General features: G+C 73.9%; 13 protein-coding genes. 6 read left to right on the forward strand and 7 right to left on the reverse strand.

What is annotated here, in order from left to right; genetic code table 11:
* Positions 1-13: 13 nt before the first annotated feature.
* Complete coding sequence (serC, locus tag AC0VX6_RS24895; RefSeq protein WP_274974919.1) at positions 14-1144, forward strand: phosphoserine transaminase; 1131 nt, start codon at positions 14-16, stop codon at positions 1142-1144.
* 92 nt (positions 1145-1236) lie between these two features.
* Positions 1237-2238: a glycerophosphodiester phosphodiesterase family protein gene (locus AC0VX6_RS24900; protein ID WP_475466291.1), complete on the forward strand. Its 1002-nt coding sequence runs from the start codon at positions 1237-1239 to the stop codon at positions 2236-2238.
* Between the two features lie 10 nt (positions 2239-2248).
* Here the strand turns inward: AC0VX6_RS24900 and AC0VX6_RS24905 are convergent, their stop codons facing one another.
* Positions 2249-3310, reverse strand: a complete 1062-nt coding sequence (locus AC0VX6_RS24905) for an SdiA-regulated/phytase-like domain-containing protein (protein WP_274974921.1) — start codon at positions 3308-3310, stop codon at positions 2249-2251.
* A gap of 92 nt (positions 3311-3402) precedes the next feature.
* Between AC0VX6_RS24905 and AC0VX6_RS24910 the strand changes: the two genes are divergently transcribed.
* Positions 3403-4128: a 3-keto-5-aminohexanoate cleavage protein gene (locus tag AC0VX6_RS24910; RefSeq protein ID WP_274974922.1), complete on the forward strand. Its 726-nt coding sequence runs from the start codon at positions 3403-3405 to the stop codon at positions 4126-4128.
* A 103-nt stretch (positions 4129-4231) separates the two neighbouring features.
* Here AC0VX6_RS24910 and thpR read toward each other — a convergent pair whose 3' ends face one another.
* The 3 genes from thpR to AC0VX6_RS24925 form a co-directional block, all read right to left on the reverse strand.
* Entirely contained in the window at positions 4232-4822 is a 591-nt protein-coding gene (gene thpR / locus AC0VX6_RS24915; RefSeq protein WP_274974923.1) for an RNA 2',3'-cyclic phosphodiesterase, read from the reverse strand.
* A 173-nt stretch (positions 4823-4995) separates the two neighbouring features.
* The gene (locus tag AC0VX6_RS24920; protein WP_274974924.1) at positions 4996-6411 is read right to left on the reverse strand and encodes an MFS transporter; all 1416 of its coding nucleotides are present in this window, start codon (positions 6409-6411) and stop codon (positions 4996-4998) included.
* 169 nt (positions 6412-6580) lie between these two features.
* Entirely contained in the window at positions 6581-8035 is a 1455-nt protein-coding gene (locus tag AC0VX6_RS24925) for an NCS2 family permease (protein WP_274974925.1), read from the reverse strand.
* Between the two features lie 280 nt (positions 8036-8315).
* Between AC0VX6_RS24925 and AC0VX6_RS24930 the strand changes: the two genes are divergently transcribed.
* Positions 8316-8570 carry a DUF2530 domain-containing protein gene (locus tag AC0VX6_RS24930; protein WP_212642635.1) on the forward strand — a complete coding sequence of 85 codons (255 nt, stop codon included), beginning with the start codon at positions 8316-8318 and terminating at the stop codon, positions 8568-8570.
* A gap of 53 nt (positions 8571-8623) precedes the next feature.
* Positions 8624-10120, forward strand: a complete 1497-nt coding sequence (locus tag AC0VX6_RS24935) for a DUF7059 domain-containing protein (protein ID WP_274974926.1) — start codon at positions 8624-8626, stop codon at positions 10118-10120.
* An 83-nt stretch (positions 10121-10203) separates the two neighbouring features.
* Here the strand turns inward: AC0VX6_RS24935 and AC0VX6_RS24940 are convergent, their stop codons facing one another.
* Both AC0VX6_RS24940 and AC0VX6_RS24945 read right to left on the reverse strand, forming a co-directional pair.
* Positions 10204-10827, reverse strand: coding sequence for an SRPBCC family protein (locus AC0VX6_RS24940; protein WP_475466294.1), 624 nt, complete (start codon positions 10825-10827; stop codon positions 10204-10206).
* A gap of 15 nt (positions 10828-10842) precedes the next feature.
* On the reverse strand, positions 10843-11196 hold the full coding sequence (locus tag AC0VX6_RS24945; RefSeq protein ID WP_274974928.1) for an ArsR/SmtB family transcription factor: 354 nt from the start codon (positions 11194-11196) through the stop codon (positions 10843-10845).
* A gap of 67 nt (positions 11197-11263) precedes the next feature.
* Between AC0VX6_RS24945 and AC0VX6_RS24950 the strand changes: the two genes are divergently transcribed.
* Complete coding sequence (locus AC0VX6_RS24950) at positions 11264-12136, forward strand: MOSC domain-containing protein (RefSeq protein ID WP_475466296.1); 873 nt, start codon at positions 11264-11266, stop codon at positions 12134-12136.
* A 136-nt stretch (positions 12137-12272) separates the two neighbouring features.
* Here AC0VX6_RS24950 and AC0VX6_RS24955 read toward each other — a convergent pair whose 3' ends face one another.
* Positions 12273-15539 carry a sacsin N-terminal ATP-binding-like domain-containing protein gene (locus AC0VX6_RS24955; RefSeq protein ID WP_475469439.1) on the reverse strand — a complete coding sequence of 1089 codons (3267 nt, stop codon included), beginning with the start codon at positions 15537-15539 and terminating at the stop codon, positions 12273-12275.
* Positions 15540-15889 lie beyond the last annotated feature (350 nt).

The raw sequence follows: 15889 nt of genomic DNA on the forward strand, positions 1-15889 counted from the left end.
CGCCACTACGCTGGTGGGCGTGACCGACGAGATTCAGATCCCCGCGAACCTGCTGCCCTCCGACGGCCGTTTCGGCAGTGGCCCGTCCAAAGTCCGCCCCGCCCAGATCGAGGCCCTGGCCGCCTCCGGCTCCCGCTACATGGGCACCTCCCACCGGCAGAAGCCGGTCAAGTCCCTGGTCTCCCGGGTGCGCGCCGGGGTGAGTGAGCTGTTCTCCCTCCCCGACGGCTACGAGGTGGTCCTGGGCAACGGCGGCACCACCGCCTTCTGGGACATCGCCGCGCACGGCCTGCTGCGCGAGAAGTCCCAGCACCTGTCCTTCGGAGAGTTCTCCAGCAAGTTCGCGAAGGTCGCCAAGGGCGCGCCCTGGCTCCAGGAGCCCACCGTCATCAGCACCGACCCGGGCAGCCACGGCGAGCCCGTGGCCGAGGCCGGCGTGGACGTGTACGCGCTGACCCACAACGAGACGTCCACCGGTGTGGCCGCGCCCATCAGGCGCGTGGCGGGCGCCGACGAGGACGCGCTCGTCCTGGTGGACGCCACCAGCGGCGCGGGCGGCCTACCGGTCGACATCGCCGAGACCGACGTCTACTACTTCGCGCCGCAGAAGAGCTTCGCCGCCGACGGCGGGCTGTGGCTGGCCGTCATGTCGCCCCGGGCCCTGGCCCGCGTGGAGGAGATCGCGGCGAGCGGCCGCTACGTGCCGGAGTTCTTCTCGCTGCCCACGGCGGTCGACAACTCCCGCAAGGACCAGACCTACAACACCCCGGCCGTGGCCACGCTGCTGCTGCTCGCCGAGCAGCTGGAGTGGATGAACGGCCAGGGCGGTCTGGAGTGGACCGTGGCGCGCACCGCCGAGTCCTCCTCGGTCCTCTACGACTGGGCGGAGAAGTCGCCGGTCGCGACGCCGTTCGTCACCGACCCGGCCAAGCGCTCGCAGGTGGTCGGCACCATCGACTTCAGCGACGACGTGGACGCCGCCGCGGTGGCCAGGGTCCTGCGCGCCAACGGCGTGGTCGACACCGAGCCCTACCGCAAGCTGGGCCGCAACCAGCTGCGCGTGGCCATGTTCCCGGCGATCGACCCGGACGACGTGCGCGCGCTCACCGAGTGCGTGGACCACGTGCTCACCGAGCTGTCCTGAACCGTTCGCCCCGCGTTGCACAATGGGGGCCGACCCGCGTCGGGTCGGCCTCCCCCTTTTCCCGGCATCTCGCTTCTCAGGACGGTTCGGCTGTGCGCAGGAACAAGAAGGAACCCCCCATCAAGATCATCTCGCACCGCGGTGCGTCGGGGCACCGCCCCGAGCACACGCTGGCCTCCTACGAGCTGGGGGCCCGGCACGGCGGCGACTTCATCGAGATGGACCTGGTCTCGACCAGGGACGGGAGGCTGGTCTGCCGCCACGAGCAGGAGATCGGCGGGACCACGGACGTGGCCGAGCACCCCGAGTTCGCCGACCGGCGCACCACGCGCACCGTCGACGGGCGCGAGGTGACCGGGTTCTTCGCCCAGGACTTCACGCTGGAGGAGATCCGGACCCTGCGCGCGGTGGAGCGCCTCAAGGACGTGCGCGCGGACAACGCCGTGATGGACGGGACCTACGGGATCCCGACCCTGGAAGAAGTTATCGAGCTGGCGCTGGCGCTGACCAAGGAGCTGGGCCGCCCGATCGGGATCTACCCCGAGACCAAGCACCCCGCCTACCACGAGGCGCAGGGCCTGGAGCTGGAGCCGGTGCTGATCGAGGCCCTGCGCGGGGCGGGGCTGACGGGCCCGGAGCCGCTGGTGCCGGTGTTCCTCCAGTCCTTCGAGGCCGAGAGCCTGCGCAAGCTGGCCGTGACGGAGCTCCCGCTGGTCTACCTCATGGGCGCCGAGGAGCACTGGCTGCACCACACGACGCCGGACGGCCTGGCCGAGGTGGCGACGTTCGCGCACGCCATCGGCCCGGCCAAGAGCCTGGTCGTGCCCGTCGAGGACGGGGTGCCCGGGGAGCCGACCGACCTGGTGGAGAACGCGCACGCGGCCGGGCTCCTGGTGCACCCGTACACGTTCCGCAGCGAGAACCACTTCCTCCCCGCGGAGTTGAGGTCGGAAGGCGGGCCGGGCGACTACGGGTCCTTCGCCGCCGAGTACGAGGCCTTCTTCGAGGCCGGGGTGGACGGCGTGTTCACCGACTTCTCCCGGCACGCCTTCCTGGCGCGCGAGCACTTCCTGGACCCGCAGCCCGAGGGGTAGGGGGTAGGGGTCAGCCCCGTCGGGCCAGCAAGACGATCGCGACGATGACCAGTGCGGCGACCGCGCCGCCGCCCACGATGAAGGGCAGCGCCCCGCGCGTCTCGGGCTCGACGGTCCCGCCCTCCCCCCCGGGCGACTCCTGCGCGGCGACCTCCCGCACCGGGGGCTCCTCGGCGAGGTAGCGGTCCTCCAGGGGAATCCGCCAGACCGGTGCCCCGGGCCCCTCGGTCCCGGCCATGAGGGCGGTGCCGTCGGGGGTGAAGGCGACGGCCTCGCCCTGGTCGGACTCGGGCAGGTCGAAGGCGCCCAGGGAGGATCCGGGCACCCCCTCGGTGGCGTCGTAGACCGTGGCCCCCCAGTAGGTGCGGACCACGTAGCGGCTGCCGTCCGGGCTGAAGGCGGCGTCGGTGGCGAACAGGGGCGCGGAGTCGATCCGCTCCAGGACGTGCCCGGCCCCGGGTTCGAGGTCCTCCGGCGCCGCGTACAGGCCGCCGGAGAACTCCTTGGAGACCACGTACATCCGGCCGTCGCGGGGGTCGACCATCAGCGACTCGGCGTCGCGTCCCCCGTCCTCGTAGGTGAAGGTGAACACCTGCGGGTCGACCGCCGTGTCGGCGAGTACCTCGGGTTCGGGGAAGCGGTGGACGCTGACGTCGGGCCAGCCCCCGTTGAAGTTGTCGCCGATGTCGGCCACCAGGACCGACGGCGTCCCGTCTGGAGCCTCGGCGACCGTGATCGCCTCCCAGTCGCGGCGGTCCAGGTTCAGCGTGACCGTGGCGAGCGTGCGGCCCTCCTCGTCGACCGCGTACACCTCGTTCAGGTGCTCACCGCTGTCGTTGTGGGTCCACCACACGCCTTCGTGCAGCAGGGAGGGGGCGATTCCGCTGGATTCGGAGATCTTCGGGTCCTGGAACTCGAAGGCGATCTCGGAGCCCTCGGGCCCCTCGCCTCCGCGGGGGTAGTCGACACCACCGGTGCCGGGGTCGCTCGGGTCCTCGGGGAAGGCCAGGGCAGGGGCGGCCGGGAGGGTCGCGAAGAGGGCTGCGGCGGCAAGAACGAGCGGAGTTCTCATGACCGACATCCTGCCAGGGAACGCCACGGATGGCTTGTACCCGTGCGGTAACGGGCACATTGGGCTTACGGAGCGCCGTTAGGAGGGCACCCATGAGGATCGTCGCCTGTCTCAACGGGGACCGCCGCCCCGGAGCGCACCCCGCCCTGCCCGTGTCCGTCGACCAGGTGGTGGCGGACGCGCACGCGGTGGTGGCGGCGGGCGCGACCGAGCTGCACCTGCATCCGCGCGACCCCACCGGGGCCGAGTCGCTGGCGCCCCAGGTGGTGGGCCCGCTCATGGAGCGGCTGCGCGCCGACGGGCCGCGGGTGCCGGTGTCGCTGACCACGTCGCTGTCGGCGGAGTCCGATCCGTGGCGGCGCTACGACCTGGTGCAGCGCTGGGCCTCGTCGGCGCTGCCGGACTCGGTCACCGTGAACCTGCACGAGGCGGGCTCGGTGGATCTGGCGCACCTGCTGGAGGACCGCAGGATCGGGGTGGAGGCCGGGGTGTGGACGGTGGAGGCCGCGCGCATCCTCGTCGCCACGAAGCTTCGGGTGGCGGCGGTCCTGGTGGAGCCCACGCAGGTCGCGGTGGAGGACGCCCGGCGCAACGCCGAGGCGATCTGCTCCCTGCTGGACCGGGCGGGGGCGAACCAGCCGCGCCTGCTGCACGGGGCCGACGCGACGGCCTGGCCGATCCTGGAGTCGGCGGTGGCCTCGGGCTACGACATCCGGATGGGGCTGGAGGACACCATGCGGCTGCCCGGCGGCGGGGAGGCGCACGACAACGCGGACCTGATCACGCGCGCGGTGAGCCTGGCCGCCGCCTCCGCGTGACCGGGCGGTCAGCCGACGAGGGCGCCCAGGAGCACGAGGAGCATGATGCCTCCCAGAACCACGGGCAGCAGCCAGCGCTGCTTGCGGTTGTTGGTGAGCATGCTCATGACGCGCTCCGCTCAGGAGGTCGGGTGGGGTCCGCCTCCCAGCCTAACTCCCAGGTCCGGACAGTTCGGTAGCGGTCCTCCCGCTCCGGCCTGCTCTCCACCAGGTGCGCCTCGCGGACCCGCCACCTGCGGCCGGGCAGTGCGCCCAGCGCGTCGGCGGTTCCGGTGAGGTCGCGCGCGGGACGGCTGCGGGCCACCGTGATGTGCGGCACGTAGGCCCGGTGTTCGACGGGCACGCCGACCCCCGCGGCGGCGGCGCGCAGTCCGTCGGCGAGGGCGCGCAGGGACGCGGTGTCGCCGCCGAGCCCGGCCCAGAGCACGGAGGCGCGGCGGAGGTCGCCGGGGAAGGAGCCCCAGCCCTCGGCGGTGATGCGGAAGGGCCGGTGCGCGCGGGCCTCCCGGCCGAGGGCGTCGTCGAGCGCGGGCAGGAGGGCCTCGTCCACCTCGCCGAGGAAGACCAGGGTGAGGTGCCACTCGCCGGGATCGGCCCAGCGCAGGCCGGGGGTGTGGCCGCGGCCCCGGTCGACGGCCCGGCGCAGCGCGTGCGCCGTGTCGGGGGGCGGGTCCAGTGCCGCGAACAGTCTCATGGCCCCCATTCTGCCCGGGGGCCACGGTCCGCCGGGGGTCTGCGGGCCCGTTCCACGAGGGTCGGCCGGAGCCGCGCCGGGCCCGCCGGTCCGGCGGCGGTGACACGGGCTCCGAAGAGCAGGGACGGCCGTCCCGGTCGTGCCCCGAGGACGGCGGGGCACGACCGGGAGTCTCAGGCGCGGGTGACCGTGTCCGGCCGGGTCCCGTCCTCGTCCGGGACGAGGCGGACCCGGGTGGAGCCGTCCGGGAGGCGCTCGGCGTCCACCCGCTCGCGCTCCGCCTCCGGAGCCTCCTCGCGCTCGCTCGCGTTCTCCGCGGTCCCCTCCTCGGCGGCCTCCGCGTCCGCGGAGGGACGCCGCCCCGGGAGCACGTCGCGCGGGCGCACGCCCTTGGCCCGGAAGAGCAGGGCGGAGATGACCGTGACGACCACGAGGGTCACCGCGCCGCCGATGACCAGGCTCGTCTCCGGGCCGAAGGCGTCGGCGAGCAGGCCCACCACGGGCGCGCCGATGGGCGCCACACCCATGAACACCAGCAGGAACATGCTCATGACGCGCCCGCGCATCCGCGGGTCCACGCTGAGCTGGAAGGTGGCGTTGAGCGTGGTCACGTACGTCATGAAGGCCACGCCCATGGGCACCAGCACCAGGACGAACGGCACGTAGCCGGGCATGAGCCCCGCGACGACCTGGAGCGCGCCGAAGGCCAGCGACCCGATCAGCACCAGCCGCAGCCGGGGCCGGTCGCGGCGGGCGGCCAGCAGGGCCCCGGCGAGGGCGCCGACGGCCAGGAAGGCCGCGGCCACGCCGAACGCGTCGGCCCCGGCCTCGAACACGTTGTTGACCATCAGCGCGATCTGGTTCTGGCTGTTGGCGCCGAAGAACTGCGTGGCGGCGGCCAGCACCAGCAGCAGGACCAGGTCGCGCCTGCCGCCGATGTAGCGCAGCCCCTCCCGGATCTGCCCCTTGCCCCGGGCCACCCGCTCGGTGGGGTTGAGCTCGGAGGTGCGGATCATCGTCAGCGCGAGGATGGTGAACCCGAACGACGCGCCGTTGATGAGGAAGACCGGTCCGCTGCCGATGACGGCGATGAGCAGACCGGCGACGGCCGGACCGGTCACCCGGCCGAGCTGGAAGCTGGCGCTGTTGAGCGCGATGGCGTTGGACAGGTGCTCCCGGTCGACCATCTCCGGGACGAAGGCCTGCCGCCCGGGGTTGTCGAGCACGGTGATCAGGCCGAGCCCGAAGGCGAACAGGTACACGTGCCAGACCTGGGCGGCCCCCGCGGTGGCCAGGATTCCGAGGCCGACCGCGAGCACGCCCATGGCGGCCTGGGTGCACACCAGCAGCCTGCGCTTGTCCAGCCGGTCGACCAGTGCCCCGCCCCACAGCCCGAAGAGGAGCAGCGGCAGGAACTGGAGGGCGGTGGTCATGCCGAGCGCGATGCCGCTGCCCCCGCTGAGCTGGAGGACCAGCCAGTCCTGCGCGATGCGCTGCATCCACGTGCCGGGGTTGGACAGCAGCTGGCCCAGGGCGTACAGCCGGTAGTTGCGGTTGGCCAGGGACCGGAACATGGCGATACGCCGCATCAGTCCCTCCCCGCGAGCGCGTGGGGAGGGACTGATGCGGCCATCGGCGGTCGGCTTCGATCCCGGCCGGGTGGACAAAGCGGGCAAATAAGTAAACGGTGTTGACTCATCACTGGAGTCAACACCGTCCACCGCCGCCGGAATTCCCGGACGGCCGGAAAGCCGTGCCTCAGCTGATCAGGGCGTTGATCGGCGCCTCGGCGAAGTGGACCAGGAAGACCAGCGAGATCAGCCACAGCAGCGGGTGGACCCGGCGCCCCTTGCCCGTGACCAGGCTGACGAAGGCGTAGGTCAGCAGGCCGAACCCGATGCCGTTGGCGATCGAGTAGGTGAAGGGCATCATGATGATCGCCATGAAGGACCCCAGGCCCAGCGCCGGGTCCGTGAAGTCGATGTTGACGACCTGGACCATCATCATGAACCCCACGATCACCAGCACCGGCGTGGCGGCCTCGAAGGGCACCAGGTTCACCAGCGGGGTGAACAGGGTGGCCAGCATCATCAGGACGCCGGTGACGATCGGCGCGATGCCGGTGCGGGCGCCCTCGCCGACGCCCGCGGCCGACTCGGCGTAGATGGTGGCGACCGAGGCCGAGCCCAGACCGCCCAGGACCGTGCCGATGGAGTCGGCGGCCAGCACCTCGCGGGAGCCCCGGATGTTGCCGTCCTCGTCGGCCAGGTCGCCCTGGTGGGCGACGCCGACCATGGTGCCCATGGTGTCGAAGAAGTCGGCGAGCAGCAGCGTGAAGATCAGCATGACCACGGTGGCGATGCCGATGTCGGCCCAGCGGGAGAACACGTCGAGACCGCCGTCGGCGAACATGCCGACGAGTGAGAAGTCGGGGACCGCCACCACTCCCCCGCCGGTGGACAGGGTCGGGACCGTCAGGCTCCAGCCGAGGCGGTTGTCGCCGCCGCCGAACAGCGACTCCACGAGGAGGGCGACGGCCGTGGAGACGATGATGCCGATGAGCATCGAGCCCGGCACCTTGCGCACGTACAGCGCGACGGTGATCAGCAGGCCGATGACGAAGATCAGGATCGGCCAGCCCTGGAGGCCGCCGTTGCCGAGCTGGACGGGGGTGCCCTCACCGGCCTGCACGAAACCGGCGTTGACCAGGCCGACCAGGGCCAGGAAGAGGCCCACTCCGACGGCGATGGCGACCTTGAGGCCGGGCGGGATGGCGGCGAAGACCGCGGTGCGGAACCCGGTGAGCACCAGGATCAGCAGCAGCACGCCCTCGATGATGATCAGCAGGAAGACGTCGGACCAGGGCATGACCGGCGCGATGCCGTAGGCGACGACGGCGTTGAGCCCCATGCCCGCCGCGATCGCGAAGGGGTAGCGGCTGACCACGCCCATGAGCACGCAGGAGATCGCGGCGACCAGGGCGGTGACGGCGGCCACCTGGGGGATGCCCAGGGTCTCTCCGTTGACGTCCTCGGCCGTACCGATGATCAGCGGGTTGAGGACGACGATGTAGGCCATGGCGAAGAAGGTCGCCAGACCGCCCCGCACCTCGGTGCCGAAGGTGGACCCGCGCTCGGAGACGCGGAAGTAGCGGTCGAGGCGGCCCGACGACGTCTTGCCGGTGCCGCTGGGGGATGGACTTGGAGTTTTCACGTCGTCAGCCTGACCTGGTCGTACTTACTGGACAAGAAGGATTCTGCGTCAGATTAGTTGCATGTTCACACAACACCGACCACGCGTTTCCCTGGTTTTTCGTAGGAAAGACCATAGGGCCGGAGGATCGGCTTTTCGGGTGTGACGAATCCGTCCCCGCGCGGCGGGGCCGACCGGGGCGCGCCCGCCCCCTCGCCGGTGTGCGCGCCGCCTCCCCCGTGCGCACCGCCTTCCCCGTGCGTGCAGACCCCGCCCCGCGGTGAGCGGATAGCCTGGAACCGTGCGCAAACCTCGTCAGCCCGACCCGGACGTCCACGAGAGCGACTACCGCGTGCCCGCCGCGATCGGCACCCTGGCGTGGACGGTGGCGCTCGTGGTCCTCATCGCCATGGGCGACGGGCTGCCCGCGTCCGAGCGCTGGTGGATCGGCGTCTGCGTGACCGGCATCGTGCTGGGCGTGTTCGGGTTCCTGTACATACCCCATCTGCTGCGCAGGCGCTCCGACGCCGCCGACCGCCGGGCCGACCACTCCTGACCAGCCCCGGGCACCCCCGGCGGGGCACCGCGGTTCTGCCCGATAATGGGCGGGTGTCTGAGACGAGATTTCCGCGCGGTCTGGCCGAGCGACTCCGCGGCATCCTCATCGACGCCGACTACACCGTGTCCGGCGTCCGCGACCGCCTCGGCGACGCCGCCGCGCGCGCACTGGCCCGCGAGGAGCTGGTGCCCGCCCTGCGTGCCACCGGCGGCGACGAACGGCTCGGGCTGCTGCTGCGCCTGTGGTGGCTGCGGTCGTCCATCCCCGCGCGCGCCGCGCGTTCGATCCTGCCCGTGGACGAGCTGGCCGAGGCCGGGCTGGTCACCGTGGAGGAGGGCGGTAGCGGGCCCGTCGTGCGCGCCCTGGTGCACCTGGGCCCCTGGGAGCTGGAGGACGGCAGGCCCGGGTTCGTGGTCTCCGACCCCAAGGTGCGCCCCGGCAGCGGAGCGGTCCCCTCCCCCGACCACGTGGTGGGCGCGGGCGGCGCCTCCTCGACCCTGTCCCAGCTGATCGTGGACGGACCGGTGGAGCGCGCCCTGGACGTGGGCACCGGCTGCGGGGTGCAGGCCCTGCACCTGGCCTCGCGGGCGCGCGAGGTGGTGGGCACCGACCTCAACCCGCGCGCCGTGCGCCTGGCCGGGATCAGCCTGGCCCTGTCCGGGGTCACCGACGCCCGCCTGGAGCAGGGTTCGCTGTACGAGCCGGTCCGGGGTGAGCGCTTCGACCTGATCGTGTCCAACCCGCCGTTCGTGATCACCCCCGACTCCTCCCGGTACACCTACCGCGAGTCGGACCTGCCCGGCGACACCGTGTGCGCCGAGCTGGTCCGGCAGGCCCCGGCGCACCTGACCGAGGGCGGCTGGTGCCAGATCCTGGCGAACTGGGTGCACCGCGACGGCGACGACTGGGAGGACCGGGTCGGCGGCTGGGTGACCGGGACCGGGTGCTCGGGCTGGGTGGTCCAGCGCGACGTGCAGGACCCCGCCGAGTACGTGGAGCTGTGGCTGCGCGACTCCTGCGAGCACGGCACCCCCGAGTACACCCGCCGCTACGACGCCTGGCTCGACTACTTCGAGCGCGAGGGCATCAAGGGCATCGGGTTCGGGTGGATCTGCCTGCGCAACGACGTCGCCCAGGACGCGACCGTGCGCGTGGAGGAGCTGCGGCACGAGATCGAGCGGCCCGTGGGCCCCTACCTGCCCGACGTGGTGGACGGGGCGATGACCGCGCTGCGCCTGACCGACGCCGCGCTGCTGTCCGCGCACGTGGCGCTCGCGCCGGGCGTGGTGGAGGAGAGGGTGGGCCGCCCCGGCGCGCCGGACCCGGAGAAGATCCTGCTGCGCCAGCGCGACGGCCTGCGGCGCGTGGCCCGCGTGGGGACGGTGGAGGCCGCCCTGGCGGGGGTGTGCGACGGCACCATGCCGGTGGGCCCGCTGCTGGACGTCATCGCCGAGCTGATCGGCGAGGACCCCGCGCTGGTGCGCGAGCGCACTCCCGACGCGCTGCGCACCCTCATCGCGGAGGGGTTCTTCCGGGTGGCCCGCTGACCGGGGCCGCCCGGGCGGGCGGCCCCGGCGGGCTCAGGCGGCGACGGTCCCGGCGGGCCCAAGCTCCGGGCGCCCCGGCGGGCTCAGGCCCCGGGCTCGGCCGTGAAGAAGGCCACGGTCCGCTCCGCCGAGGCCCGGGCCTCCTCCGGGTCGGCGCCCGCGGCGGCGTGCGCCTCGCCCCACAGGCGTCCGCTCAGCTCCATGAACCGGCGGGCCTCCTCCGTCCTGTCCCAGCCCTCCGTCTCCGAAGTCACGTCGGCCCCCGAGACCAGGTACGGGCCCAGGCCGAGGAGCCCCATCTCCCAGCCGATACCGGTGGCGCCGGGGCCGTACTGGGCCCAGAAGTCGTTGATCGGCGCGAAGTGGGTCAGCGCGAAACGGGTCCGCCCGTCCGACAGCGCGGTCAGCCTGACCTCCACGTCGCTACTCTCCCCGCCGTACTCCCACGTCAGGCGGAAGGAGTTCGGCGGGTCGCACGAGAGCACCCGGCCCCCGGCGTTGCCCTCAAGCTGGTAGGTGCCGCCATCGCGCAGGTCGCCCGTGACCGGCATGAACCACCGGGGGATGCGCTCGATGTTGGTGCAGGCGTCCCACAGGTCCCCGATCGGCGCGTCGTAGTCCCGGGTCAGCGTGACGGCGGCGTCGCCTCCGGTGCCGTCGAGTTCGACCGTGCGGCCGACCGCGTCGATCTGCTTGCGAACGTCCATGGTGTGCTCCCCTTGCTAGCGGTCCCGCCCCTCGTCGGCGGGCCCTCGGCGTTGGCGCCTTCCCCGGGCCAGCTCGGTCTCCAGTGCCATCAGGTGCGGCTCCCAGCGGGCGGCGAAGCGCCGCAGCCAGGCGTCCACGTCGCGCAGCGGCGAGGGGTCGACGGTGTAGAGCCTGCGGGTGCCCTCCCTGCGCACGGTGGCGAAGCCGTTCTCCCGGAGCACGCGCAGGTGCTGGGAGACGGCGGGCTGTGAGATGCCGAACTCGGCCCGTACGACCTCGGTCAGCTCGCCGGAGGAGTGCTCACCCTCGTTGAGCAGCTCCAGCAGGCGGCGTCGGACGGGGTCCCCGAGGACGTCGAAGGCGTGCATGACCTCACCATATAAGTAATTACGTATATAAGCCAGTATTGATATTTCAATGCGCTAGCGTTCTCCCATGGTCCGAATCGAGGAACTCGTCCACTACCCGGTCAAGGGATGCGCGGGCACGTCCGTGCGGACCGCCGAGATGACGTCCGCCGGTATCAGGCACGATCGCACGTTCATGGTGGTCGACGACGCCGGGGGCTTCCGCAGCCAGCGCAACGACCCCCGCATGGCGCTCGTCCGCGCGGGGATCAGCGCGGACGGCGCGCGCCTGGACCTGGGATGGGGCACCGGCCCGGGGGCGGACGGGTTCGCGCCCCTGGAGGTCGAGGTCGACCCCGGGGGCCCGCGCCTGGACGTGACCGTGCACCGGCAGCCGTTCGTCGGCGTGGACCAGGGCCGCGAGGCCGCGGAGTGGCTGTCGGAGGTGCTCGGCGCGCCCAGCCGCCTGGTGCGGGTGCCCGACGACCACGACCGCCGTGTGGGCGGGCTGACCCCGGGCACCAGCGCGTTCGCGGACAGCACCGCGGTGCTGATGGCGTCGCTGGCCTCCCTCGACCTGCTCAGCGAGCGCATCCTCGCCCGGGGCGCCGAACCCGTGCCGATGAACCGCTTCCGGCCCAACGTCGTGGTGTCGGGCTGGGCCGAGCCGCACACCGAGGACCGCGTCCGCGCCCTGCGCCTGGGCACCGCGGAGCTGGGCTTCGCCAAGGTGTGCGTCCGCTGCGTGGCCACGACGGTCGACCAGGCCCGGGGCGCCAAGGCGGGGCCCGAGCCGCTGCGCACCCTGGCGGACTACCGCCGGGCCCACGGCGGTGTGGCCTTCGGCGCCAAGTTCGCCGTCACCCGCACCGGAACGCTGGCCGTGGGCGACGAGGTGGAGGTGCTCGCCTGGGAGGACGCCCGGGACGGGGACGCGGACCTGGCGGGCGCCCCGGCCTGAACACCGTCCGCCGCACCCGCCGGGTGCGGCCGAGGGGCCCCGCGCCCCCGGAACCGGGGGCGCGTCCTCCGTCGTCGGGCCGGGACCGGAGACCGGTCGCGGCCTCCGGGCGCTCCCGCGGTCGCCGGAGAGGGCCTCAGTCGTCCAGGTCGGCCTCGGCCAGCAGCCGCGCCGCCGCCCCCGGCTCGCGCAGCGCGTCGGCCAGCACGTGCCTCCTGGACCACTGCCCCGCGCGCCAGCACAGCGCCCGGGCCAGACCGTCCGTGGTCGAGGCGTGCGCCGAGCCGTCCGCGACGTACCACTCCACCTCCACACCGTCCACCGTGAGCGTCTGGTGGTGCAGGTAGGTGCGGTCGGGCTCCCCCGCCGGGTCGAGGAAGAGGTCCGCCTCGTCCGGCACCTGGCGCATCTGCCCCGCGGACCCGACCCTTCCCGTCACCGCCTCGCTGGCCAGGTCCAGGTCGAGCACGTCCGCCACGGCCTCGGCCGCCTCGGCCGGGGCGAGCACTAGGGCCCGCTCCTGCTCCTCCAGCAGCGGCAGCAGGTCCGGGGAGTCCACCACGACCGCGTCCTCGGCGTCGGCCACCACGGTCGACCCGCCCCGCACGGCCCGCACGCGGGAGGGCGGGGTGACCAGGTCGGCGTCCACCCCGGCCAGGGCGGCCCACACCCTGCGCAGCGACGCGCGGTCCACGTGCCGCTGGGGGTCGGCCAGCCGGGCGAGCAGGTCGTCCGCGCCGTCCGGGTCCGCCAGCACGTCCTCCAGGGTGGTGCGCACGCCCAGCGCGCGGGCGAACTCCGGGTCGACGTCGGCGCTCACCTCGTCGTACAGGCCCACCAGGGCGGGGTCGGCGTCCCCGAGCCGCAGCCCCGCGGGCGCGCTCCCGCCCAGCAGGGCCCGCGTGCGCAGCCACCAGGCGGTGTAGGAGGGCACGTCCGTCACGCGGCCGTCGGGCAGCAGCACGCGGGCGGGGGCGGTCACCGCCTCGCGCAGCGGCCCCTCGGCGAGCATGGCCAGGGCGCGGGGCCACTGCTCGTCGGCCACGTAGTCCAGGTCGGCGACGCACACCAGCTCGGGGACGACCGGCGGCAGCTCCGGGTCGCCCACGCGTTCGAGGACCTCGTCGGCCCAGTCCTCCAGGCCGTCCGGGCCCTCCTCCCCCGCCGCGCCGTCGAAGACGGAGGCCAGGTCCTCGCCCAGCGCGACCTCCTCGGCGCGGACCGCGGTCAGCTCCCACAGCGCGCCGACCGCGCGCAGGACCCCGGTCCCGTGGCGTTCCACCAGGTCCGGGTGCACGGTGCCGAAGGGGGCGTCGTCCACGAGGAGGTCGGCCAGGGGCGCTCCGGGCACGAGGAGCTCGGCGGCGACCGAGTAGCCGTCCTCGTCGTCGCGCAGGGCCAGCTCGGAGAGCCAGGGCACGTCGGCGGAGCTGATCCCCGAGGCGGCGACCAGGCCGAGCACGGCCTCGGCCACGGGTTCGGGGTCGTCGGCGTCCAGGGAGGCGCGGACGGCGGCCTCGGTGCGTCCGTCGCGCAGCACGGTCGCGGCACTGGCCTCCACCGCGCCCAGGCGGTTGAGGAGGGGGTGGACGGCCCCGGGGTGCACGACGCGCACGCCCAGGGCGGCCAGGGCGTCCAGGGGACCGCGCTCGCCCCGGTCGCCCCCGTCTCCTTGTCCGTCCCAGGTGTCCTGGCCGCTCCGGTCGTCCCGGCTGCCCCAGCCGTCACGCTCGTCACCGCGCGCGCCGTCGGCCCCCGCCCAGTCCTCGGAGGGCACCAGCAGCGAACGGGGGCCGCGCACGAGCCTGCCGTCGGCCAGCGGGACGGGCAGGGCGCCGAGTTCGCCCAGGTCGGCGCCGCCCCTGCCCGCCCGGTCCAGGGCGGCGTAGAGCGCGGCCCACCAGTGCGGGGGCCGGTCGGTGTCGGCGAGCAGGTCGGCGACGTCGGCCAGCCCGAGGCGGTGCACGCGCAGGGCGGCCAGCGCCGGGTGGCGCGGGCTCCAGCCCCCGGGCAGCAGCGGGGGGACGAGCTCGGACAGGACGCGGACGAGGTCGGCGGCCGGGCCGTCGGTCCCGCCCGGTCCCCCGGTGTCGAGGAGTACCGCGTCGCGCGGGGCGACGGGCGCACCGGCCGCCGTCACCAGGAACGGGGTGTCCTGGAGGGGCTCGGCCACGCGGGCGCGGAAGACGGCGTCGACGGCGCCGCCGCCCACACGGGTTCCGGGCACCAGGTCGAGCGACGCCCGGGGGTCGAAGCGCCGCAGCAGGGCGCAGTAGGCCTCGGCGGCCTCCATGAGCAGCAGGTCGGTGGCGGCCCCGGGCTGGACCGCGCGCCGGTCGCTGCCCAGCGGGAAGGTGCCGATGAGGACGGCGGGCAGGTCGAGTCCGGTGTCGGTGGGCGTGGGCGCGTGGACCACGGGTTCGACGTCGGCGGGCAGGGCGGCGACCGCGCCGTCCTCGTCCACGGGGACCGCCCAGGTCAGCGACCACGACGTGCGGTCGCGTTCCTCGGTGGGCCGGTCGGCGAGCAGGGCGGGGTCGAAGGAGCCCGAGCGTTCGAGGGTCCGCCAGAGGGTGGTCCGGGTGCCGTCGCCGTCCAGGTGCGCGGTGACCAGGTCTGCCGTTCCGGCGGCCTCCTCGCGGGTGAGGACGCGTTCGGCACCCTCGACGTCCACGCGCACCTCGACCAGGCCGGGCAGGGCGAGCAGGAGCGCCTCGCCGGTCCGGTCCAGGAGTTCGCGCACCCGGTCACGCGCGCGGTCGTCGCGCAGCACGAGGGTGACGACGGTGTCGTAGCCCCCGGAGTTCTCTCCCGTCCCGGGAACCTCGGAGGTCCCACGGCGGGCGGCCTCGGCGGGGAAGGGCAGGCGCAGCATGGGCACGTGTCCGGAACGGTGCTCCACCTCCTGTGCGAGGCCGCCGTGGGCGCCTTCGCCGCCCAGCAGGTCCGTGACGGCGGCGCGGGCGGCCTCGGCGCTGAAGCGGACGGCCGAGCCGCCGGAGTCGACGGTGACGTCGTCGCTGAGCGCCGCCACCGCGGAGAAGCCCACGCCGAAGCGTCCGGCCGAGCCCTGATCGCCGCGCTTGGTGGAGGCGCGCAGCGTGGCCAGCGACTCCACGCCCTCGGCGGTCAGGTGGGCGCCGGTGTTGGCGGCGGTCAGGCGTTGGCCGGTCAGCGCCAGGCGCAGTCGTCCCGGGACGCCCGCGCGGCGGGCTGCGTCGGCGGCGTTCTGGGCCAGTTCGACCACGACCCGGTCGCGGTAGCCGCCGAGCGCGAAGTCCTCCTCCGCGTTGGCGTCCTCACGGAAGCGCGCGGGAGCGTCGGCCCACGCGGCGAGGACGCGTCGGCGCAGCTCGGCGGTGTTGTAGGGATCGGCCACCGAAGCGGTCAGCGGCTCGGCCATGGCGGTTTCCTCCTGCGCTGCGGGCACGCCCGGCACGGTGCACCCGGGGCGGGATCGGATGCGGTAAACCGACCCTAGCCCACCGGGGCGGAGGGCCGGGGCCGGACCGTGCGGCGCGGCGGCACGGCGGCAGGAGGAGGCGGGTTCCGGTCCGGACGGCTCCGGGGCGCGGCGGCCCCGGACACAGCGGCGTACACCGGTGCCGGACGGCACAGGCGCACGCCGACGTCGAACGGTGTCGGCGTGCGCCCGCGTCAGGCAGCGTCGGCGTACGCCCGCGTCAGGCAGCGTCGGCGTACGCCCGCGTCAAACAGCGTCGGCGCGCGTCCGCGTCAAACAGCGTCGGCGCG

The organism is Nocardiopsis sp. iso_25 (assembly GCF_056173305.1).